Below are 21,956 nucleotides of genomic sequence, written 5' to 3'. Positions count from 1 at the left end.
GCTTGCCCGTTAGTCATATTTATCACGAAAAACAAACGTCTCATTACTATTTTCCCCCTATGAACCCAGTAATGTTGTAATAAAAAATACCAGGCAGGAGTACTGACTGGTATTTCATTAGCTTCATGACATCTGATTAACTAGCAACGGCTAGGTTTACTCCCACTCAAATATCATTGAAACGAGAGTACACCTATATAACAACTAGCAAATAAGCCATTATTTCTGGGTACTATCATCTATGCTATTCGTATTTTTTTATTGTTCTAGACTATTTGTGCGGAGAAACTCATCTTCAATTACCTTACCAATTTGCAGCACTCTATAGTCCATAAAAGCCCCACCAAGTAGCTGCACACCAATAGGTAATCCATCCACATCTTCTCCAAAAGGTAATGTCAATGACGGCAGCCCTGTTACATTACTCGGGGCACATAATCGTACATAAGCATCACTGACACTTTCTTGACTGCCATCCTCCCTTAGAAATGCCTCTTGATTTTTCAAGGCCGCAGTTTGAGGAACCGTCGGAGTGAGTAAGACATCTATATCAGAAAACATGTCTTGCCAAGCTTTCTGAATCATACTTCTTGCTCGCTGCGCCTTGAGATAATCCGTTGCTGGCAGCAATTGCCCTGACTCAATCAACGTACGCACATCATCCCCATACAGCTCGGGAGATTGTCGTATCATTTCTCCATGAACCGACGCTGCTTCGGCGACCATGATTCCCCATTGAGTGGGGATTAAATAATCGCTCAAAGGAATATCCACTTCGACCAAGGTTGCCCCTTGCTGCACCAGTAAATCCACCGCTTGGCGCACCGCCGCCGCAATAGGTTCCGCTACATGATCAAAATAATAATTCCTAGGGATCCCTATGGTAATGTTTGATATGTCTACTGATTCAATTTTTTTATAATTTTGAACATCATTTTCCGCTATATTAATAATAGCCTGACACATCAAATGGATGTCCTCCACGCTTCTCGCCATCGCCCCGGCATGATCCAAAGACCAAGATAAGGGGGTGATCCCCTTAGTAGAAACTACCCCATAAGTCGGTTTAAATCCGACAATGCCACACAGAGCAGAAGGAACACGAATGGAGCCTCCAGTGTCCGTCCCCATAGCTCCCCACACACCACCATACGCCACTGCCGCGGCAGAGCCGCCACTAGAACCACCGGGCGTTCGCAAAATATCTCTCGGATTAGCCGTTTGTGGTGTGGTCAATCCAAACGCAAATTCATGGGTATGGGTTTTACCAATGATGATGGCACCGCTTTGTTGTAATGCTTGCGCTACGTCACTGTTCGAGCCAGCCAAATGTCCATGGCGCTGTTGAGAGCTCGCCGTGGTTGGTTTACCCGCCATATTATAAAGATCTTTTAACGCGATAGGGATGCCATGTAATGGCCCACGGTAACGTCCTTTAGCAATATCCTCTTCCGCTTGCTTAGCCTGTTGGCGCGCCTCTTCCTCCCAAACAGAAACAAACGCATTAATCTGTGGCTCGTTTTGACGTATGCACTGTATCGCTCTATCAACCAACTCAACTGGGGATAACTCCTGCGCAGCCACTAGAGCACTCACCTCAGTAAGCGTCATATTGATCACTTCTCTCACTCTCTACCCTCCACTGAATACTGAAAAGCTGGCACACATGTCTCATCAAAAGACAGATCATCTAATTTTCCGATCACACTTCTAATGTGAGCGACTACATTGGCAATCACCACAGCTCGCTCTTCAGGTAAATCCAAGTGCAAACTTTTAGATAAAGCGATTGTTTCTTCTATAGATAAAGGTTTAACAACCATTAAACTCATGACAACACACTCCTACGCCCAGCTCTGTGCTTTAAAAACAATAAAAGGATAGCCAACAACACCAACGAACTAATCAACACACCGTATACATTCACGGCGGTTAAGAGATTCGTTTTTTGTGCCAAGTAACCAATAGCAATGGTTGGCAAGCTATTCGCCAAATAGCTTTCCGTATAAAAAACGCCCATTAATGATGCTCTTTGACTCGGTTCAGCCAAAGGCAATACACTACGTACAGATCCTAAAAATCCCGCTCCAAAGCCAAATCCTGCCAAAACAGAGCCGAGCATGAGCATCAGGCCGCTTCCCGTATTCGCCCCAAACAAAATCACAACTAAACCGCCCAACAACGCAGTCGCCCCCGAAAAAATAGTACTAAAAGACGTAAGATTACGTGCCAAAATGACCGCCAACCCTCCTGTTAACGTTAGCGCTGCCACTACCCAACCACCCAACCAAGGTGAATTGATGTGCAAAATATTAATGATAAGTGAAGGCATGAGTGATAAATAAAATCCACCTAGCATCCACACAGCCATATTCAAAGGCGTAACAAAAAGAAACGCCCGGCGCGCTTTAATAGGTACGGTAAGCTTAGGCTTCAAACTCGCCAACGCCCCTTTGGCTTTCTTAGACGTTTCAGGTGCAAAGCCAACAAGTAACGCCGCAACAAGCAAAATTAGCAGCAACACACCAAACACAAGCTGAGTCGGTAATGGCGCATAAACCATTAAGGCCGTACTTCCTATAGCGCCAAGTCCCATTCCACACATAGGCGAAATGCTGTTTATTAATGCACCTTTTTCACGGCTGAGGTCCAATATAGCTGCGCCAACGGAAGCCGTGACTAGCCCTGTTGCCATCCCTTGGATCGCCCGAGCGATGATCAACATAGTGGCGTCATTTGCGAACCAAAAAGCCACCATAGCCACTATTTCTAATAAAAGCGCAGACAAGATAACCGGACGACGACCGACAAAGTCCGACAAACGTCCAGCAAAAAGTAACGCTAACAACAATCCCACAGCATACACTGCAAACACGGTCGTTAATGTCGTCGCGCTAAAGCCCCATCGAGTTTGATACAAATGATATAACGGTGTTGGCGCGCTGGATACGGCCAAAAAAACCATTAAAATGACGGTATACAAAATGGTCGTTGCGGAGGGTGATAACCTCCAAGAACCACAATGATCCGACCCCAAAAACATATTAGTTGACATAACACCCCCTTAATGCAAAATATTTGCTTTAGAGAATAGTAACTCCACCCAAATACTAAAGCAAATTATTTGCTTTAGTATTTTTTAAAGATGAAAGAGAACGTCATGAACGATAAAACATCCCCTCGACCGGGAGGACGGAGCGCACGAGTCCAAGCCGCGGTGCATAAAGCGGTTTTAGACCTCCAAAAAGAGTCTGCTCAAGAACGTCTTACTGTGCCAAACATCGCAGCTCGTGCTGGCGTGAACCCAACCACTATTTACCGACGCTGGGGTACATTGGATAACTTATTAGCTGATGTCGCTCTAGAACGTTTGCAACCAGAACAAATCCCCACCGATTTTGGCGACTTTTACAACGATCTCACCAATTGGATGAAATCGTTTATTGATGAAATGACATCGGATCCGGGCAAAGCGATGCTGAGAGAAGTGCTGGGAACACAAGGCCACGAATGTACAGGGAAATGTGATGACTACATACGCGAACAACTAAAAGTGATCACAAAAAGAGCGGAGGCTCGACAAGAAAAAAGCGTGACGGTTGACCAAATCGTACAATTCATCATTGCACCTATCATGTACGGCATGCTTTTTAATGATACGACGCCTAAAGATCAAGATATTGAGACTCTTATCAGTATAACTTTGGCAACTATCCAACATAGCTGCGAGCCGTTGATCGAATAAAATCTCTCACCTTAAAAGGCGAACTCAGTTTCTCTTAGGGCAATAAATGACTCAACACATAGTTAACACAACAAGTCGGCTAGTTAGAGATGAACATAAAAAAGGCCAGTCAGTATTACTGACTGGCCTTTTATTTTATAAGAGTTAGATTAGCTGCTTACGACTCAACCTACTCCCGCTCTATCGTCGCAGGAGACTTAGACGATACGTCGTAAGTCACGCGTGAGATGTGTTCGATCTCATTGATGATTCGACTGGATACTTTCTCTAAAAGATCGTATGGAAGGAGCGCCCAGCGGGCCGTCATGAAGTCGATGGTTTCAACAGCACGTAGCGCTACAACGTATTCGTAGCGACGACCATCACCAACCACACCTACAGATTTAACTGGTAGGAAAACGGCAAAGGCTTGGCTTGTTTTTTCGTACCAGCCCGCGTTACGTAGCTCTTCGATAAAGATAACGCCCGCACGACGAAGGATGTCGGCACGCAAACTTATGACCAAAAGACAGCTGCGATTACGGCTGCATTCAGTCCTCGACGAAACTCCGCTGCCCACGTAGGTAGTCGATGAATGCTGTACTGAGCCCTTCCTGTCGTAAGTACTCTGGCGAAACCGGCAATGCGGGTGAGGTATAGCGAGCCTCCTTCCTTATGCATTCGGGAAGGTCATGGACAAGTATACCCGCCTTGCCAATTGCCACGTAATCTGCACCCTCGGACAGAGCCCATTCTCCGCGCGCTGCAGTCATGATTCCACCGGCAACCCCGAGCGCACAGTCACCTCTAGGCAGATCAGCAAACAGCGACATAAGGGTTCTGCCCTTATATGCTTTTTCTTCAGGCTCCTTAGTGATATCCCACAAAGACAGGTCGAGGTAGTCCATACCTCCGTCCGCGAAGAGCCGAGACGCGAGGTCGACCATTTCAGATAGGACCAGCCCGAAGCGCTCGGTCGATATGCGGATGCCAATCTGGAAATCTGGTTGGCAGGCAGCGCGAATGCGATGCAGAATCTCGAAGAGGAAGCGGGCTCGGTTCTCGGGGGAGCCGCCCCAACGGTCGCTACGTCGGTTCAACTCGGGCGACAGGAACTGAGCAATGAGGTAACCGTGCCCGCCGTGGATTTGTACGCCATCAAACCCGGCCCGCTCGGCGCGTCGAGCGGCGGCGACGAACTCTGCGATAATGTTTTCAATTTCGGCCTCGCTCATCGCCCTTGCACCGGTTTCGGAATGGGCAGAGGGGCCAGCTAGCTCACTTCCGTCTGAAAGTGAGCGGATGCCTCCGTGCTGGAGCTGCAAAGACGAAACCGCACCCTGTGCTCGCAACCCCGCAGCAAGGCGTTCAAGGCCGGGCAGATGGCGGTCATCGAAACAGCCCAGCTGACCCAAGAAAGCCTTGCCCGCGGACGAAACGTGGCTGGCACAGGTTGTCACTAGGCCGAAACCACCCTCTGCGCGCATCGTGAGCCAGCGGTATTCATCGTCGGACAGCGTTCCGTCCTCGCGGCTTTGGGTATTGGTCAACGGGGCGAGAACAAAACGGTTCTTTATCTTCGGGCCGCGCGGCAAGCTGAGCGGGGCGAACAGGTTAGAGTGTGATTTGGTATCAATGGTCATGAAAGTGTCCTTCTATTTAGTATGCTAGTCAGCTGTTCGCTTGGAAGCGCGCCGCGGCAGAACCAGAGTGATGGCGAGAGCGATGAGAAAGAGGCCTGCCGAGACCCCGAACGCAGCGCGATAGCCTTATACATAAGGCCGTGGCGCGGTTCCGATCCGAGGTCGATGTATCTGTCATTTCAAGGATCTCCGGTTTGCTTAGCTCAGTCGTTGCAGGAAGAGAACGTTGTCAGTAACAGTTGCGGTTTGTCCTTCCGGCCCTGTAGCAGTTCGGGCAATGGAACAGAGGCAATGGTGCGCCCATTCCTCGGGGGCGAGCTGCATCGTCGTGAACGTTTCGTGTGCCGAGGGAAAACGGGTATTCTCGGGGGACCAAGACCAAGGCGCACGCGAAGCGTGCTCTACTATCAGAATATGCCCCCCGGGAGCCACGGCCCTAGCAGCTCGCCCCAAAACATCGCCTCGCGGCCATTCCTGAGGCGAATGTAGGAAGCTGGCGGTGACCAGATCGAAGCTCCCCTCCGGAAAAGATAGGGCGAGATTATGCTCCTCGAACCGAATGTGCTCCATGAGGCCAGCCGCTTCGGCGTTGCGGGAGGCGATTCCAAGCGCGACCGACGAGACATCGACCGCCGTCACGTGCCAACCCTTCCGAGCCAGCCAGATAGCATCGTCGCCCCTGGCGCATCCAAGCTCCAGCGCCCTGCCGGGACGAAGCGGTCCCGCGAACTGAGACAGTGCCAGACCGGGCATGCCTGACGAGGTCTGCGAGCCCTTAGCATAAAGGTCGTTCCAAATAGATTCAGCCTGCATTCTGCTCTCTCCTTCAGATAGTTTCGATAAATTTGGGATCAAAAATCAGTGACCGATACGAAGACATTGCATACCGACTACGAGGGGCTGGAAGCCGAAAGACCTACAAAGCTCGTCCCAATAATGATGGCATCGTAGTTCACAACCAATGGTCCCTTAAAAGCCATAATGTAATATCAAATGTTACTTGAAAGAGTAGCACACTTCAATACATGTAACTTTAAATGTTTCAAAATGAATTTGTATGCTACTAAAGCGGTGATAGGGTGCTCGTAGCTAATATGAAGGATCTCACTCTAAGCCTCGCGGCCTGCGTATGATGGGTTGGCTATGCGGTCGAGGCATCGTCACCGCTGAAAAGGGACACGGTGGCACCTGAAAGCCACTCACCCTTGACTGAAGTGGCACTACGAAACTGTTAGCTCGTCTCCCTCCACTCAACCTTGGCGCCAATTCAACCTCATCCGAATGCCTAGTCGAGAAAGTAATGGACGCACAGCTTGACGCCTCATTACGCGATGCCGAGGCTAGCTTTCTGGCGCTATTCTCTAAGGTAAAGATAGAAGACCTGGCCAAGGCTTCGAGAGTCAGCTTGCGAAAAAACGGCAAGACGTTAGCGATACATGTAACGCAGCAAAACAGCATATTTGAAGCCGCTAGACAGTACCAAATGATTTGGCCATTACATTAGATAACAAAAAGCCCGCTGGAAAGCGGGCTTTAGAATGTTTCTATTTATTCAGTTAAGACGTACCTAGCTGAATTATTCCCACTCGATAGTAGCAGGAGGCTTGGACGATACGTCGTAAGTCACGCGGGAGATGTGTTCGATTTCGTTGATGATACGACCAGACACTTTCTCTAGCAGTTCGTATGGCAGATGCGCCCAACGAGCTGTCATGAAGTCGATGGTTTCAACTGCACGAAGTGCTACCACGTATTCGTAACGGCGGCCGTCGCCTACTACGCCAACAGATTTAACTGGAAGGAATACCGCAAAAGCTTGGCTTGTTTTCTCGTACCAGCCAGCGTTACGTAGCTCTTCGATGAAGATAGCGTCCGCGCGACGTAGGATGTCGGCGTACTCTTTTTTAACTTCACCTAGGATACGCACACCAAGACCTGGTCCTGGGAAAGGATGACGGTAAACCATGTCGTATGGCAGGCCTAGTTCAAGACCCAGTTTACGCACTTCGTCTTTGAACAACTCACGAAGTGGTTCAACCAAGGCCATTTTCATGTCTTCTGGCAAGCCACCTACGTTGTGGTGGGACTTGATCACGTGCGCGCCACCAGTTTTACCCGCTGCGGATTCGATTACGTCAGGGTAAATCGTACCTTGCGCTAGGAAGTCGATGCCATCCAATTTAGATGATTCTTCGTCGAAGATCTCAATAAAGGTATTACCAATGATCTTACGTTTTTTCTCAGGATCCGCTTCGTTTGCTAATTTGCCAAGGAACAAGTCTTCCGCATCAACACGGATGACTTTAACGCCCATGTTGTCTGCAAACATTTTCATTACTTGATCGCCTTCGTTCAAACGAAGCAAACCGTTATCTACGAATACACACGTCAATTGGTCGCCAATCGCTTTATGAAGCAATGCCGCTACCACTGAAGAATCCACACCACCAGACAAGGCCAACAATACTTTACTGTCACCCACTTGCTCTTGCATGCGTTCAATTGCATCTTGTGCGATGTTGGCAGGCGTCCATAAAGTGTCGCAACCACAAATATCTACGATGAAACGAGATAGAATGCGACCACCTTGTAACGTATGCGTTACTTCTGGGTGGAACTGTACACCGTAGAATTTCTTAGCTTCGTTCGCCATCGCTGCGATTGGGCAGCTATCCGTGGATGCCATCAAAGTGAAGTCTTCAGGCATTTCAATCACTTTATCGCCATGGCTCATCCAAACATCAAGCAAGGCAACACCATTGTTTGCAATGTGATCTTGAATTTCATCAAACAGTGCAGGACCTTCGTGCTTACGAATTTGCGCGTAACCAAACTCACGAATTTCAGAACCTTGAACTTTACCGCCCAATTGTTCTGCCATGGTTTGCATGCCGTAACAAATACCAAATACCGGCACACCCAATGTAAATACTGCTTCTGGAGCACGAGGAGAACCAGGCTCTGGAACGGATTCAGGGCCACCAGCAAGAATGATACCTTTTGGATCAAAGTCGATGACTTCTTGATCTTCCATATCAAAAGCGCGAACTTCACAGTAAACACCAATTTCACGAACACGACGTGCAATCAGCTGAGTGTACTGAGAACCGAAATCAAGAATAAGAATTTTATGAGCGTGGATATCTTGCGACATTATTAGCCATTCCTTTCACTCTACTCAAAGAATTCAGTCTTATCGTAGAAGTAATCAATAAAATAGTAAGAGCAATAAATAAAGATGGGGCGTCTTAAACGCCCCATCTCGGTTTCAATTTATCTCGCCTTAACCGACGTGATAATTTGGTGCCTCTTGAGTGATAGTCACATCATGGACGTGGCTTTCACGCATACCTGCACCGGTAATTTTAGAAAACTGCGTTTTGGTACGCATGGTTTCAATATCAGCGGAGCCAGTGTAACCCATGGAAGAACGAACCCCACCCATAAGCTGGTGAACAACAGCCACCATTGGACCTTTAGAAGGTACACGGCCTTCAATGCCTTCTGGAACCAACTTTTCAACGCTGCTTGAGTCTTGGAAGTAGCGGTCACTAGAGCCTTGCGCTTGGGACATTGCACCCAAAGACCCCATGCCTCGGTAGGCTTTATAGGCACGACCTTGGAACAAGACTACTTCACCTGGCGCCTCATCAGTACCAGCAAGCAGACCACCCACCATGATAACGCTCGCGCCAGCTGCAATCGCTTTACTGATATCACCAGAAAAACGCACACCGCCATCAGCGATAACAGGGATACCACGAGGATCCATTACTTCAGCAACATTTGCCACCGCACTGATTTGAGGAACACCCACACCAGAAACGATACGCGTAGTACAGATAGAACCAGGGCCAATACCCACTTTCACGCCATCTGCGCCCGCATCAGCTAGAGCAATTGCCGCTTCCGCTGTCGCGATATTACCGCCAATAACTTGAATATGAGGGAAATGTTCTTTTACCCAACGAACGCGATCAATAACACCTTTAGAATGACCATGCGCCGTATCAACAACAATGATATCAACGCCAGCATCAGACAAGGCTTTCACTCGATCGCCGGTATCTGCGCCAGTACCAACAGCGGCACCAACACGTAAACGACCTTGATCGTCTTTACAAGCATGTGGGAAAGTCGTGGCTTTATTAAAGTCAGTCACCGTCACCATGCCACGCAACTCAAATTGCTCATTAACAATCAGCACTTTCTCAATGCGATTTTCATGTAGCAACTTGCGGATAGAGCCAGAAGAAGCACCTTCAAGCGCAGTAATAAGACGATCTTTTGGTGTCATAATGTCAGAGACTTTTTTGTCAAAATCTTTAACAAAACGCACATCACGACTGGTAACAATACCAACCAAATCGGAACCTTGAACAACAGGCACACTTGAGATGCTATTCGCCGCGGTCAAATCCATAAGGTCTTGAACGCTGGCTTCAGGATTAATGGTTACAAGGTCACGAACGATACCACTTTCGAATTTTTTCACTCGGCGAACTTCGCGAGCTTGCTCTTCGATAGTCAAGTTTTTGTGCACAATGCCTATGCCACCTTCTTGAGCCAGAGCAATCGCCATGCGATGTTCAGTAACGGTATCCATCGCTGAAGACGTAAGCGGGATATTTAGCTCAATGTCTTTAGTGATTTTCGTTTTGAGGCTAACATCCTTAGGAAGAACTTCGGAATAGCCGGGGATAAGCAGTACGTCGTCAAACGTTAAAGCTTCTTGCACGATTCGTAACATAATGGGGAGTTTCCAATGCCAACAAGGGTGTTAAGATGGCAAGTAATTCTACTCCTTTAGTTGCATTCGGTAAATCAAAACCACGAGAGATTGATGAAAAATTTTACAACTTCTGCGTCACAAGAAACGGCTTTTACCGTATCGCAGCTAAATAGACAGATACAACAACTACTTGAAGCCAGTTTGCCGTGGATTTTAGTCGAAGGTGAGATATCCAACCTCGCCAAGCCAGGCTCTGGACATTGGTACTTTTCACTCAAAGATGACCGTGCACAAATCCGCTGCGCCATGTTCAAAGGTAAAAACGCAGCCGTACGATTCAAACCCAAAGATGGTGACATGGTTCGCTTGCGTGCTCGCGTCACTTTCTATGGTCCAAGAGGCGACTGCCAACTCAGTGTCGAAAGCATGGAGTCGGCAGGTGAAGGTGCATTACAACAGGCGTTTGAACGCTTAAAAAACAACTTACAAACCGAAGGCCTTTTCGCACCAGAGCATAAAAAACCACTGCCGACCCAACCAGAACGTGTTGCCATCATCACCTCGCCAGTCGGCGCAGCGGTTCGCGATATGATCATTGCCTTTCGTCGACGCTTTCCGTTGACAGAACTCACCATTCTGCCTTCCTTAGTGCAAGGCCAAGACGCTTCTAAAAACATCTTGCGGCAATTGCAACGCGCCGATAGCAGTGGGCACTTTGACGCCATTATTCTCGGCCGTGGTGGTGGTTCACTGGAAGACTTATGGAGTTTTAACGACGAAACCTTAGCACGCGCCATTTTTGCTGCCCAAACTCCTATTGTATCGGCTGTTGGTCATGAAACTGACTTCACCATTGCGGATTTTGTGGCCGATGTTCGAGCCGCTACCCCAACCGCCGCTGCGGAGCTTTTAAGCCCTGACCGCAATCAATTGATTAGACAAATCGAGCAGCAAGAAAAGCAACTGGTTCGACGCATGTCACGCATTCTCGAACAAAGCCAACAACAGCTCGACTTTATGACCAAGCGTATTCGCCATCCAAAGGAGCGAATCGAGCAACAGCAAACTCAGCTAGACCAGCTTAAGCATCGCTTACAACAAAGCATGCAACGCAAGGTGCTGGAGCAACAAAACCAAACCGCCAACCTCGCTCATCGACTGGAAAGAAACAGCCCGACTCGCCGTATCGATCAGGACAGACAAAAGCTCAAAGACATCGATGCCCGCCTTGCTCGCGCATTAAGCAACACACTAGCCAACAAGCAAACCGCCTTTGCTCGTCTTATAGACAAACTCAACCTCGTCAGCCCGCTTAATACTTTGGCTAGAGGCTATGCCATTGCATCAAAAGACAAGCAAGTTATTCGCTCTATTCATGACGTTGAAAAAGGCGATGCAATTTCCGTCCGAGTTCAAGATGGGGTCATTTCGTGTGACGTAACAGAGCGCTAAGCACCTAAATCAACAGAGCGCATACTCTATTAATACTAGTGTGCGCTTCTCTCCCCTACCGCGATCACCTTACTCAAAATGCACACCCCGTATAAATTTCTAAAGCACGCCAATAAAAACGCTCTCAACCTTTGCTGACGCCCCAAAATAGTCACCCCGAGCTTTCTAAAAAAAGCAAAGATCTTTTAATAAATGAATAATTGTGCAAATACTTTTCATTCCCTAGTATCGATTGAAGACTAACTAGCAAGATAAAAAATATTATAATGGAGCCACATTGATGTCGGACACTTACCATGCTGAGGGCGGACAAGCCTCAACTCACAAACCAGCAGACAAAAAGTTATTAAAACTCATTGTTGCCTCTTCTATTGGCAACGCATTGGAATGGTTTGATCTAATCGTCTACGCATTTTTTGCTCGCACTATTTCAAAACTCTTCTTCCCTACTGATAACGAAACTTTGTCACTCATGCTGGCGCTTTTCACCTTTGCCATGTCATATCTTATTCGCCCAATTGGTGCGATGGTTATTGGTAGCTACGCAGACAAGATAGGCCGTAAAGCAGCCATGTTGCTAACGATCTGGCTAATGATGGCCGGAACCTTCCTTATTGCAATCATGCCCACCTATGAAACCATCGGCTTACTGGCACCATTAGGGATTTTGCTCGCTAGACTTCTACAAGGCTTCTCTGCTGGGGGAGAGTTTGGTAGCGCGACTGCCATGCTGGTCGAGCATTACCCTGAACGCAAAGGCTTTATCTCTAGCTTTATGTTTGCTAGCCAAGGCCTTAGCGGTTTATTAGGTGCGGGATTTGGATTATTACTAACGACGACCTTAACCACGGGGCAGCTGGAAAGCTGGGGCTGGCGTATTCCTTTCTTCTTTGGTTTGTTAATTGGCCCTGTCGGTTTGTACATTCGCCGACATATTGAAGAAGCGGGTGAATTCACCGAATCGAAAGAAGAAAAAGTGCCATTAGTGGAATTGTTTGCGAATAACAAGCTTGGCATTCTATTTAATATCGGTGCCATGATACTGTCTACATCAGTGACTTATTCGATCATTTTCATGCCGACCTATGCCACAAAATATCTAGGCTTGAGTAATTCTATTGGCTACGGCGGCACCCTGATCAGCTATACCGTGCTCATGTTCCTCACTCCTTTCGTTGGCATCCTATCCGACCGTATTGGACGTACCCGCCTTATGATTGCGGCTGGCGTGCTCTTCTTCCTGACGGTTTGGCCTGCTTTTTTCATATTATCTAATCACCCAACATTGATCATGCTTGCCAGCGTTCTCTTTTGGCTGAGCGTATTGAAATCCATGTATTTTGGTGGCCTACCGGCCTTGATGTCGGAAATGTTCCCAACTCGTGTCAGAGCAACAGGCATGGCCTTAAGCTATAACATCAGTACGACACTTTTTGGTAGCTTCACGCCCTTCTTACTTGTCTGGTCTATCAGCGCATCAGGCGACCAACTTGCACCAAGCTATTACTTGTTATTCACGAGTTTCGTTAGCCTACTCGCCTTGTTTGGCATACGTAGACATTTCAAAATCAATTAGATAACAAACCCATTTTGCTTTTCTAACGCCACTTTAATGTGGCGTTTTTTTTGCCTTGAGCGTTACCAAAAAAAACGGTGGCCGCATTGGACCACCGTTTTAGACATTAACATGCGCTTATTTATTCGGGCCAATGTTCGCCTAAATCCCAAAATAAACCAGCCGCAGCCAAAAGCCCTTGCTGAACCACACTTTCAAGAAGATGTTCATCAGGTGCGTGCTGCTTACAAGATGGATAAGAATGTGGCATCCACACAGTCGGTAGTTCTAATACATCCGCGAAACAATGATTTGGAATAGTACCGCCTAAGTTGGGTAAAACCGTCACCGCCTGCTCTAACGAGGTTTCCATAGAACGCTGAACAAATCCAACCCAAGGGTGAGTTGGGTCTAGGCGCGTCGCGTTGTACCCTCCCTCAAAAATGACCTTAACATCTCCCAAACCTTTCTCTTCAAGAAAGGCGGATAGATTAGAGACAAGGTTTTGCCAATCCGTGCCCGGCACAATACGTAAATGACATACTGCTTCGGCAACATCAGGAATCGCCCCAATAGGTTTGTTGATATCGCCAGCGCCAATAGCAATGACTTCTAGTGTATTGCAACCAAACAATCGTTCACCCGCGGTAAGCTCTTTTTCCCCCCATTGATCATTCAATGTTGGGTCACCAGCATAACCGCCAACGGTTAACGCTTGCATCATCTCAGCAGTCAAACCACTTGGTAACGGTGCTCGTAAGCTCTCAGCGGTGATTCGTCCATCCGCCGTCGTCAAGCTAGCAAGTGCATGCTGCAAACGTGTCACAGGGTTGGTAATAACACCGCCCCAATTGCCAGAATGACGCGCTCCATTGCCAGTTTCACAACGTAAGCGAAACTGGCAAACACCTCGAGACCCAAGAAAGATAGTCGGTGTTTGCGCATTTAATCTTGGACCATCAGATGCTAAAAATAGATCCGCTTTTAACGATTTTTTTTGCTCGCGACAAAAGAGCTCTAAACCTTTAGAACCAACTTCTTCACTCATCTCAAATAGTATTTTAACGTTGTAGCCCAATTTACCGTTACGGGCGTCCAATACCGATTCGAGCGCTAGCAGGTTAATCGTATGTTGGCCTTTGTTATCCGCCGTACCACGACCCAAGATCTTTTCTCCGATCTGCGATAATTTCCAAGGATGAGTACCCGCCTGCCATAATTCTGTCTGCCCATTGGTAACATCACCATGACCATACGTTAACAACGTCGGCAAAGAATCATTTTCAATACGCTTAGCGATTAATAACGGCGGACAAGACTCGATAGGGTTTGGAAAAATTTCACACTCAAAGCCTAATTTCGCTAAGGTCGGCTGAATCTCATTCGTTAGATATTTCATGAGTTCAGCACTGGCTTCTGGGTTTTGGCTCTCTGAAGCAAACGCCACACGGCGCGTTAACGTTTCAATAAACTGACCATTTTTAATAGTCGAAGCGGCCTGTTGTAAGGCAGTTTGACGGCCATTTTGACTCATTGCTTGGGACATTTTTTCTCCAAAATACACAGATTTACTATGGTATTTAGCTTAAGATGTAATAAGCTTTACAACAATTATCAATTACACAATAAAACCTTCTATAAAATAGAAAGCTTATGAATGACATCTCGTTAAAATATTTTCATGCTGTTGCGAAAACAGGCTCCTTATCCGCTGCATCGGAAGAACTCCACGTTGCAGTTTCGGCGATCAGTCGACAAATAACCCAACTAGAAGAAAAGCTTCAGTTGTCTTTGTTTGAACGTAAAGCCAGAGGTATGTCTTTAACGCCAGCGGGCGACATTTTGTACACGTATTCACTGCGCAATACGCTGGAATTTAAAAACGTGATGTCGGAAATGAAGGGCATCAGCAATATCCAGCAACAATCTATTGCACTGGCTTGCCCTGAAGGCATGGCTTGGGACTTTATCCCTCATGTTATGGCGGAATTTCGCTTGGAATATCCAAGTGCTCGCTTTTCACTACAAGTTGTCGATTCGAGTAGAGCAACAGAGCTTGTTAGAGACGGCAGTGTCGATGCTGCATTCACTTTTAATTTGCAACCAGAGCAAGGTGTTGAAGTCTCGTTGCAAGTACCTTCACCAATCGTCGCCCTGTTATCCAAAAACCATCCTCTCGCCAGTCAGCATGACATCAGTATTCGGGATTTAACCGAATACCCTATTGCCACATCCGGATCAGGAACAACGCTCAGTTATTTATTTGATATAGCTTGTCATATCGAAGGCGTACAAATCATCCCTGCCTTGTCTAGTGACTCTGCGGGTTCCATTTACACTTTTGTGAACGAAAGCCAAAACGCCATCGCCCTTTGTGGGGAACTAACCGTTGCAAGACGAGCAAAACAAGATGGTCTGGTGATACGCCCAATGCGAGAACCATCACTAGCCCAGCGCAGCCTGCAGGTACAAATTATGTCAAGAAGAAAGCTACCCGTCATCGTAAGGTATTTTTTAAGCCACCTTACCGAGTCGCTTAAAAAGCAAGACTGATACTGCATTGGTGCGGATATTCGCCTACAACCCATACCGCTCAATTTTTTTAATCAGCCCCTGTCTTGAAATCCCCAGTTGCTTGGCGGCTTGGGTACGGTTGCCTTGGCTTTTTTCTAAGGCTTGGGTAATCAGTCGAATTTCAAGGTCTCTAACTTGTTCATCTAAGGTCGCATCGGTTGTTGTTACGCTTGTCATGGCGTGACGAACAGGTTCACCGCTGGGGTAAAGCAGCTGAATGTCTTCCATGGTAATTTGCCCTTGTGGGCAAATAGACGCGACGCTTTCTAGGGCGTTTTTTAACTCACGAACGTTACCGGGCCAGGTTTGATCGCGAAACCATTGTACGGCTTCAGGGCTGAGTTGGAGCTGCTTAGCTTGCTGACTTTGCAAACGCTGTAGAAATGACTGGAGTAACACAGGAACATCTTCGAGTCGCTCCGACAACGCTTGGGTTTCAATATTGACACCTTTAATGCGGTAATACAGATCCTCTCGGAAGCTGCCTTCGCGAACCTTCTCAACTAAATCGGCATTGGTCGCAGAGATCACTCGAATGTCGATGTGCTTCTGCTCTCGTCCTCCCACCGGAAAGAAAGTGCCTTCCTGCAACACCCGCAGCAACTTGACCTGCATGGCTAATGGCATTTCGCCGATTTCATCCAAAAACAAGGTACCGCTATCGGCCAAACTCAATAAACCGACTTTGTCTTTTTCCGCCCCAGTAAAGGCGCCTTTCACGTAACCGAACAACTCGCTTTCTAATAAATCCGCCGGAATCGCGCCGCAATGCACAGAAACAAACGGCTTGGCTGCGCGATGACTCAAGTCATGCAAGGTACGAGAAATGACCTCTTTGCCTGTACCCGATGGCCCAGTCACTAAGACGCGTACATCCGTCGGCGCAATTCGCTCCACCAGCGCCCTGACCTTTTGCGAACTCATCGAATGACCGATATACGCAGACGCACCTTGGGAGGAATTACTAACTTGCTTGAGCTGAGTCAGCTCTCGTTCTAAGGTGGTTTTGGTGATCGCTCGGCGCACCACCACGGCCAACATATCAGGATCAATCGGCTTAGCAATAAAATCCCATGCGCCAAGCTCGATGGCTTTAAGCGCCAAGTCACGATCCGCATGGCCAGTAATAATAATCACTGGGCGGCCAGCGAATTCATCCATCGCCTCCAAGGTCACTTGCGGATCAAAATGCGGCGGCATAGATAAATCCAATAACACCAAGTCCGCATCAAAGTCCGCTAACGCCAATTTGGCTTCGGCTAAACTCGCCGCCGTTTTCACATGGTAATCTTGGTTGGCCAACCAACGGCTCGCCAATTCACGAAATGCGGGTTCGTCATCAACCAGTAATATTTTATTTTGTGTCATGGAATTCTCTATTTGAAAGCGCTGCGCCAGAAAAATGGCGAGGTAAAATAAGTTCAAACGTCACCGACCAAGCCAAATCAGAGCGGTGCCAAATCTTGCCACCATGGGCATCAACAATACGGCGCACAATGGCTAAACCAAGACCACTGCCGCCCGCTCGCTTAGTCACAAAGGGTTGAAACAAGGCTTCACCTTGTAAGCTTACATCGATTGCTGGTCCGTTGTTGTGGACGCGAATCACAAGCTGTTGGCCCTCTTCTTTGGCTTCAATAAACAACTTGCTATCGGGCGTGGAGCGTAAAAAGGACACGGCATTATCAATCAGGTTGATGAACACCTGCTGCAACCGTTGCGAGTCTGCTTCCAGCTCCAGCGTTTCATCTATATCAAGCTCATAACTCACGCCTTCAAGCTGGGCTTGCGCCAATACGCTTGCAATCAATGATCGCAATGGTGTGGCAACTATTTGCAATGACAGCCCACCCGAATACACCAACATATCACTCACCAAACGATCGGCGCGTTTCAGCTGAGTTTGAATGTGTTGGCGCGTTTCGGCTGGTGCGTCATAAGCCGCCATAGAGATGATATTCAGAGGATTGCGCAGCTCATGGGCCATCGCCGCAGACAAGCTGCCCAGCTCGACAAGATGCTGTTCGTCCATGCGTTTTCGCTCGGCCACCGCCAAGGCCAACGAGCGTTCAAGCAAGCCGCAACTGGTCGAAAATAAGGACGCAAACACTTCCGCCGTAAGACGCATACCTGGGCTGGCATCTTCCCAACCAATTAATACAAAGTGCCAATCAGACTCCGATCGAGACACCTGTATAGCCAACGCGTTATTCTGCCCTTTTACCGGATAGTCGCCATGTTGCAATTGAATCGCTACATTTTGTCTTATTTGTCGCGAAAGTAACTGCTCACCAACATTCGTCAATTCTGCCCAACCCCGAGCCTCTCTCAATTGGGTTGACCAGGTATCTAACACAGCTTCATTTAATAACGCGCCGGGGTAAATCAGCCGAGAAACCAAACGGCTTAAAGGCTGATAAATCACCGCCGCAACCACCAAAATCAGCAAGGAATACAACCAGAGTTGCCAACTGGGTACATTGGCCAGCGCCTGCAAACCAATACGACCAGACACCACGCTGATGACCGCGATCACACAGAGAATCACCAACATCATGGCAACCCAAAGCAAGGCCCGATTGGCAAAGGCATTGACCGACAAAATTTGATAGCGAACTACCGCATAAACCAACAATAGCAAATAGGTTGGCAGTAAGAGCATGGGATAGGGAAACCAGCTAATGCCAAAAGAAGGAAACACAAAACTGGTCGCTAACAACAGGCCCCAAGCGCCAACGCCAAACATGGCGAGAATGGAGCGTTTCTTATTACCAGAATGTCGATACCAACCAAACAACAACACCCCATGAGCCAAGATGCCGATCAACACCGTATAGGCAAGATTCCATGTCCCCGCCTCGGTAAAGATAAAAAAGGAACGTGTATCCAAGGTACTGATAGCATCGCCCGCGCCGATCCACCAGCTCTGTAACACCACCACGAAACTGGTGAGATAAAGCCAAGGCACCGCTTGATATAAGCGTTCAAGCATCGGCTCTTTGACTGGGCCAGAGTTCACAAAGCGAATGGCAAAATGTAGGAAAAAAGTCGGCATCAACGGATTAGCGAGAATAATGTGGATGCCAACTTGCTCATAGCCTTGGAACAACACCACATGCCCGAAGCACCAAATCGCCATCATAATCGCGAAGCCAGCTAAGGCTTGAAGATCACTCTGCTTTCGCGCTCGCCACAACAACCAAGCAGCGACCAAGACACCGCACACACTGGTCAGCAGCATGGCGACTTCAAACATCAACGATAATGTCAAAATCGTAAACCTCGTTTACACCAAAAAGTGAGAAAATCGTAAACCCTTTTTACATCACAAGCAAAGCTATAATTTTATCCTTTAAAATCAAATAGATGAAAATCAAAAATAATTGGCCTGTCCTTTGCTATACCTTGAGTAATTCTTGATTTATATCAATCTATTCTCAACTGATAGGGCTCACACCATGAATACTGGATTTTTACTGACCGAGGTCATCGCACTTTTTAGCATTGTAGGCTTGGCGCTATTACCTCTCGCTTTACAGCAAATGCGTACGCTAAAAATTAAGTGAAACGCCTAGCTTTAAACGAAATCTCTTAACGCTTACTGACACCCAAGGGAGCCAATATGGACCTCGACGTCGCCATTTTATCTCGCATACAGTTCGCCTTTACGGTGAGCTTTCACATTATTTTTCCCAGTATCACCATTGGTTTGGCGACGCTGATTGCCATTTGGGAAGGGCTGTGGCTAAAAACACACAACCCTTACTACTTGCAATTGGCCAAATTTTGGATCAAGCCGTTTGCCATTACGTTTGGCATGGGCGTGGTATCTGGCATTGTTTTATCCTATGAATTTGGTACTAACTTCTCCAAATTTTCGGAGATTACTGGCGCGGTACTTGGGCCGCTGATGGCTTATGAAGTGCTCACTGCTTTCTTCATGGAAGCCGGTTTCCTTGGCGTCATGCTATTTGGTTGGCAGCGCGTCGGCCGCAAGTTGCATTTCTTCGCCACTGTCACCGTTATGGTAGGTACTTGGATTTCTGCGTTTTGGATCATTGTGGCGAACTCATGGATGCAAACCCCCGCAGGTTACAAGATCATCAATGGTAAATTCGAAGTCTCAAGCTGGATGGAAGTCATCTTCAATCCGTCTATGCCTTATCGACTCACGCACATGCTAGTTGCGTCGTTAATCACCGCGACGTTTGTAGTAGCGGGCATCAGTGCTTACTACTTACTAAAAAAGAAAAACATTCCTTTTGCGAAAAAAGGCTTGTCCATGTGCATGTGGTTTGCCTTGGTACTAACGCCACTGCAAGCATGGATCGGTGATATGCACGGTTTGAACGTAAGAGAGCACCAGCCAACCAAGCTCGCTGCGATGGAAGGCATTTGGCCAGCGGAAGAAGAAAACGTGCCGCTGCTACTGTTCGCTATGCCGAACATGAAAACGGAATCAAACGATTATCAAGTCGGCATTCCAAACCTTGGTAGCTTGATTTTGACTCACTCTTGGGATGGCGCTGTACAAGGTCTAAAAGCCGTACCGCCAGAAGACAGACCTAATGTGCCGTTAGTGTTTTGGTCTTTCCGTGTCATGGTGGGTATTGGTTTTGGCATGATGGGCATCGCGGCGCTCGCGCTCTTATTACGTCGTAAAGGCCGTTTATATGAAAACAAAGCCTTCTTGTCACTCGTCACATTCTTTACGCCGATGGGAGTTATTGCGGTATTGGCAGGTTGGTATGTGGTGGAAATCGGCCGTCAGCCTTGGATTGTCTACAACCTAGTTAGAACATCGGAGATTGTATCGCCTCTTCCTCCAGAAAGAGTGCTGTTTACCTTGACCATGTTTGTCATCATTTACAGCTTACTGATTGGTGTTTATCTCTACTTCATGCGCAAGTTGATTAAAAAAGGGCCGCCGTCAATGGAAGCTCTCGAACAGCAACTGATTGGTATGAAAGCACCGGGCTATGCATTGGCTTGGGTAAAGTCGCTAACAACGAAAGAACAACAATTAATAGAACAGCAAGCAAACGATCAAACTTCACAAGCACAAGCACAAGGAGATAAATGATGGATTTGGCTTTTTTCTACTTCCTTGTCTTAGGCTTTGCCATCTTTATGTACGTGCTACTTGATGGCTTCGACTTAGGGATTGGCATTCTCTACCCTTGGTTTAACCAAGAAGGCGAGCGCGACCATTTAATGCGTTCTATTTCACACGTTTGGGATGGCAACGAAACTTGGTTAGTATTTGGTGGTGTGGTGTTGTTTGCGGCGTTTCCCGCCGCTTATGCTGGCATTACTTCGACTTTTTATCTGCCTATCATGCTTATGCTGTTTGCGTTGATCTTTCGTGGTGTGGCGTTCGAGTATCGGTTTAAGTCCGATACGTCTCGACCTTATTGGGATTTCGCCTTTAGTGCGGGTTCGGCTATCGCTGCGTTTTGCCAAGGCATGTTACTAGGATCGATTGTTCAAGGCGTACCAGTCGGTGTCGATAGCTTATCTAGCCTACACTGGCTAACGCCCTTTTCTATCCTAACAGGCTTTTCTGTAATGGCAGGTTATGCCTTGCTGGCCGCTTGTTATCTGTTTATGAAAAGTCGCGGCCGCATTCAAGAGCACGCGGCAAAATTAGGTAAAAAACTTTTACTAATCACTATTTTAGCCATGGTCATCGTCAGCCTGTGGACGGTGGCTAGCCAAGTAGACATTCGTCAACGTTGGTTCTCTGGCTTAAATTTTTTATGGCTATCGCCTTTACCTATCATTACCTTAGTGGTCGCGGTATTGGCTTGGAAAGATTTAAACAGCCATTCCGCTGGCATCACTCACCATGAAGGTCGACCATTTTGGTACGCTGCAACGCTATTTTTGCTTGGCTTTGCGGGGCTTGTCGTGGGTTTGTTCCCTTACTTAATACCAAGACAGCTAACCTTTATGGAAGCCGCCTCCCCAGACAGCAGCTTACTCTTCTTACTGCCAGGTATATGCATCTTCGTGCCCTTGATTTGTGCCTACACTTTATGGGGTTACCGCGTCTTTGCAGGTAAGGTAGAAGATTATCAGGAGGGTTACTAATGTCACTCAAAAGCCTGAAAGAAAAAGCAGCCAAACTCAAATCGTGGCAATGGTTTTTGCTGCTGTACGGCATCGGCTTTATTGCCATATTAACCGCATCTTATGGAATTAAACTGCTAATGACAGGGTTGCCTTGAGCAATACTATTCGCATAAAAAAGCCCCACACTTTACAACTTTAAGT

Annotated in this window: 18 protein-coding genes and 1 pseudogene; 8 read left to right on the top strand and 11 right to left on the bottom strand. The window is 47.4% G+C overall.

Going from position 1 to position 21,956, the window contains the following annotated elements; translation table 11 throughout:
- Positions 1 to 258: 258 nt before the first annotated feature.
- From AC2A4J_RS19630 to AC2A4J_RS19620, 3 genes are read right to left on the bottom strand one after another with little or no spacing between them, the layout of a single operon-like run.
- Entirely contained in the window at positions 259 to 1,629 is a 1,371-nt protein-coding gene (locus tag AC2A4J_RS19630) for an amidase (protein ID WP_484177200.1), read from the bottom strand.
- Complete coding sequence (locus AC2A4J_RS19625) at positions 1,626 to 1,832, bottom strand: hypothetical protein (protein ID WP_484177199.1); 207 nt, start codon at positions 1,830 to 1,832, stop codon at positions 1,626 to 1,628. The genes AC2A4J_RS19630 and AC2A4J_RS19625 overlap by 4 nt, the downstream gene beginning before the upstream one ends.
- Positions 1,829 to 3,055 (bottom strand): MFS transporter, encoded by a 1,227-nt coding sequence (locus tag AC2A4J_RS19620; protein ID WP_484177198.1) that lies wholly within the window; start codon positions 3,053 to 3,055, stop codon positions 1,829 to 1,831. Before AC2A4J_RS19620 ends, AC2A4J_RS19625 begins: the two co-directional genes overlap by 4 nt.
- Before the next feature lie 105 nt (positions 3,056 to 3,160).
- Here AC2A4J_RS19620 and AC2A4J_RS19615 point away from each other — a divergent pair, with 105 nt between their 5' ends.
- Positions 3,161 to 3,745, top strand: a complete 585-nt coding sequence (locus AC2A4J_RS19615) for a TetR/AcrR family transcriptional regulator (RefSeq protein WP_484177197.1) — start codon at positions 3,161 to 3,163, stop codon at positions 3,743 to 3,745.
- A 169-nt stretch (positions 3,746 to 3,914) separates the two neighbouring features.
- Here AC2A4J_RS19615 and AC2A4J_RS19610 read toward each other — a convergent pair.
- From AC2A4J_RS19610 to AC2A4J_RS19600, 3 genes and pseudogenes are all read right to left on the bottom strand, one after another.
- Positions 3,915 to 4,232, bottom strand: a pseudogene (locus AC2A4J_RS19610) (GMP synthase (glutamine-hydrolyzing)); the annotation flags it as partial.
- 43 nt (positions 4,233 to 4,275) lie between these two features.
- On the bottom strand, positions 4,276 to 5,367 hold the full coding sequence (locus tag AC2A4J_RS19605) for an NADH:flavin oxidoreductase (RefSeq protein ID WP_484177196.1): 1,092 nt from the start codon (positions 5,365 to 5,367) through the stop codon (positions 4,276 to 4,278).
- Positions 5,368 to 5,565: 198 nt separating this feature from the next.
- On the bottom strand, positions 5,566 to 6,120 hold the full coding sequence (locus AC2A4J_RS19600) for a class I SAM-dependent methyltransferase (protein WP_484177212.1): 555 nt from the start codon (positions 6,118 to 6,120) through the stop codon (positions 5,566 to 5,568).
- A gap of 547 nt (positions 6,121 to 6,667) precedes the next feature.
- On the opposite strand from AC2A4J_RS19600, the gene AC2A4J_RS19595 reads away from it, so the two are divergent.
- Positions 6,668 to 6,871: a hypothetical protein gene (locus AC2A4J_RS19595; RefSeq protein ID WP_484177195.1), complete on the top strand. Its 204-nt coding sequence runs from the start codon at positions 6,668 to 6,670 to the stop codon at positions 6,869 to 6,871.
- 72 nt (positions 6,872 to 6,943) lie between these two features.
- On the opposite strand, the gene guaA is transcribed toward AC2A4J_RS19595, so the two are convergent.
- Both guaA and guaB read right to left on the bottom strand, forming a co-directional pair.
- Positions 6,944 to 8,521, bottom strand: a complete 1,578-nt coding sequence (gene guaA / locus AC2A4J_RS19590) for a glutamine-hydrolyzing GMP synthase (RefSeq protein ID WP_484177194.1) — start codon at positions 8,519 to 8,521, stop codon at positions 6,944 to 6,946.
- Between the two features lie 129 nt (positions 8,522 to 8,650).
- A complete protein-coding gene (gene guaB, locus AC2A4J_RS19585) occupies positions 8,651 to 10,117 on the bottom strand; it encodes an IMP dehydrogenase (RefSeq protein ID WP_484177193.1) in 1,467 nt (488 codons plus the stop codon).
- A 93-nt stretch (positions 10,118 to 10,210) separates the two neighbouring features.
- Between guaB and xseA the strand changes: the two genes are divergently transcribed.
- Complete coding sequence (gene xseA, locus AC2A4J_RS19580; RefSeq protein WP_484177192.1) at positions 10,211 to 11,551, top strand: exodeoxyribonuclease VII large subunit; 1,341 nt, start codon at positions 10,211 to 10,213, stop codon at positions 11,549 to 11,551.
- Between the two features lie 280 nt (positions 11,552 to 11,831).
- Entirely contained in the window at positions 11,832 to 13,127 is a 1,296-nt protein-coding gene (locus AC2A4J_RS19575) for an MFS transporter (protein WP_484177191.1), read from the top strand.
- A 121-nt stretch (positions 13,128 to 13,248) separates the two neighbouring features.
- On the opposite strand, the gene AC2A4J_RS19570 is transcribed toward AC2A4J_RS19575, so the two are convergent.
- On the bottom strand, positions 13,249 to 14,652 hold the full coding sequence (locus AC2A4J_RS19570; protein ID WP_484177190.1) for a M20 family metallopeptidase: 1,404 nt from the start codon (positions 14,650 to 14,652) through the stop codon (positions 13,249 to 13,251).
- 107 nt (positions 14,653 to 14,759) lie between these two features.
- On the opposite strand from AC2A4J_RS19570, the gene AC2A4J_RS19565 reads away from it, so the two are divergent.
- The gene (locus AC2A4J_RS19565) at positions 14,760 to 15,659 is read left to right on the top strand and encodes a LysR family transcriptional regulator (RefSeq protein WP_484177189.1); all 900 of its coding nucleotides are present in this window, start codon (positions 14,760 to 14,762) and stop codon (positions 15,657 to 15,659) included.
- A 24-nt stretch (positions 15,660 to 15,683) separates the two neighbouring features.
- Here the strand turns inward: AC2A4J_RS19565 and AC2A4J_RS19560 are convergent, their stop codons facing one another.
- Both AC2A4J_RS19560 and AC2A4J_RS19555 read right to left on the bottom strand, forming a co-directional pair.
- Positions 15,684 to 17,048, bottom strand: coding sequence for a sigma-54-dependent transcriptional regulator (locus AC2A4J_RS19560; protein WP_484177188.1), 1,365 nt, complete (start codon positions 17,046 to 17,048; stop codon positions 15,684 to 15,686).
- Positions 17,035 to 18,951 (bottom strand): ATP-binding protein, encoded by a 1,917-nt coding sequence (locus AC2A4J_RS19555; RefSeq protein ID WP_484177187.1) that lies wholly within the window; start codon positions 18,949 to 18,951, stop codon positions 17,035 to 17,037. Before AC2A4J_RS19555 ends, AC2A4J_RS19560 begins: the two co-directional genes overlap by 14 nt.
- A 351-nt stretch (positions 18,952 to 19,302) precedes the next feature.
- On the opposite strand from AC2A4J_RS19555, the gene AC2A4J_RS19550 reads away from it, so the two are divergent.
- From AC2A4J_RS19550 to AC2A4J_RS19540, 3 genes are read left to right on the top strand one after another with little or no spacing between them, the layout of a single operon-like run.
- On the top strand, positions 19,303 to 20,763 hold the full coding sequence (locus AC2A4J_RS19550) for a cytochrome ubiquinol oxidase subunit I (protein WP_484177186.1): 1,461 nt from the start codon (positions 19,303 to 19,305) through the stop codon (positions 20,761 to 20,763).
- Complete coding sequence (gene cydB / locus AC2A4J_RS19545; RefSeq protein WP_484177185.1) at positions 20,760 to 21,773, top strand: cytochrome d ubiquinol oxidase subunit II; 1,014 nt, start codon at positions 20,760 to 20,762, stop codon at positions 21,771 to 21,773. Before AC2A4J_RS19550 ends, cydB begins: the two co-directional genes overlap by 4 nt.
- Positions 21,773 to 21,910 (top strand): hypothetical protein, encoded by a 138-nt coding sequence (locus AC2A4J_RS19540; protein ID WP_181858564.1) that lies wholly within the window; start codon positions 21,773 to 21,775, stop codon positions 21,908 to 21,910. The genes cydB and AC2A4J_RS19540 overlap by 1 nt, the downstream gene beginning before the upstream one ends.
- The last annotated feature ends 46 nt before the right edge of the window (positions 21,911 to 21,956 follow it).

The organism is Marinomonas sp. ATLA20, from assembly GCF_057180105.1.
The sequence above is the reverse complement of the archived record's forward strand: the minus strand, read 5'-3'. Positions and strand labels throughout refer to the sequence as shown.

Bases quoted from the DNA above. Each gene is read 5' to 3' on its own strand.
- AC2A4J_RS19625 (WP_484177199.1), bottom strand. From the start codon at position 1,832: ATGAGTTTAATGGTTGTTAAACCTTTATCTATAGAAGAAACAATCGCT.
- AC2A4J_RS19620 (WP_484177198.1), bottom strand. From the start codon at position 3,055: ATGTCAACTAATATGTTTTTGGGGTCGGATCATTGTGGTTCTTGGAGG.
- AC2A4J_RS19615 (WP_484177197.1), top strand. From the start codon at position 3,161: ATGAACGATAAAACATCCCCTCGACCGGGAGGACGGAGCGCACGAGTC.
- AC2A4J_RS19605 (WP_484177196.1), bottom strand. From the start codon at position 5,367: ATGACCATTGATACCAAATCACACTCTAACCTGTTCGCCCCGCTCAGC.
- AC2A4J_RS19600 (WP_484177212.1), bottom strand. From the start codon at position 6,120: ATGCCCGGTCTGGCACTGTCTCAGTTCGCGGGACCGCTTCGTCCCGGC.
- AC2A4J_RS19595 (WP_484177195.1), top strand. From the start codon at position 6,668: ATGGACGCACAGCTTGACGCCTCATTACGCGATGCCGAGGCTAGCTTT.
- guaA (WP_484177194.1), bottom strand. From the start codon at position 8,521: ATGTCGCAAGATATCCACGCTCATAAAATTCTTATTCTTGATTTCGGT.
- guaB (WP_484177193.1), bottom strand. From the start codon at position 10,117: ATGTTACGAATCGTGCAAGAAGCTTTAACGTTTGACGACGTACTGCTT.
- xseA (WP_484177192.1), top strand. From the start codon at position 10,211: ATGAAAAATTTTACAACTTCTGCGTCACAAGAAACGGCTTTTACCGTA.
- AC2A4J_RS19575 (WP_484177191.1), top strand. From the start codon at position 11,832: ATGTCGGACACTTACCATGCTGAGGGCGGACAAGCCTCAACTCACAAA.
- AC2A4J_RS19570 (WP_484177190.1), bottom strand. From the start codon at position 14,652: ATGTCCCAAGCAATGAGTCAAAATGGCCGTCAAACTGCCTTACAACAG.
- AC2A4J_RS19565 (WP_484177189.1), top strand. From the start codon at position 14,760: ATGAATGACATCTCGTTAAAATATTTTCATGCTGTTGCGAAAACAGGC.
- AC2A4J_RS19560 (WP_484177188.1), bottom strand. From the start codon at position 17,048: ATGACACAAAATAAAATATTACTGGTTGATGACGAACCCGCATTTCGT.
- AC2A4J_RS19550 (WP_484177186.1), top strand. From the start codon at position 19,303: ATGGACCTCGACGTCGCCATTTTATCTCGCATACAGTTCGCCTTTACG.
- cydB (WP_484177185.1), top strand. From the start codon at position 20,760: ATGATGGATTTGGCTTTTTTCTACTTCCTTGTCTTAGGCTTTGCCATC.
- AC2A4J_RS19540 (WP_181858564.1), top strand. From the start codon at position 21,773: ATGTCACTCAAAAGCCTGAAAGAAAAAGCAGCCAAACTCAAATCGTGG.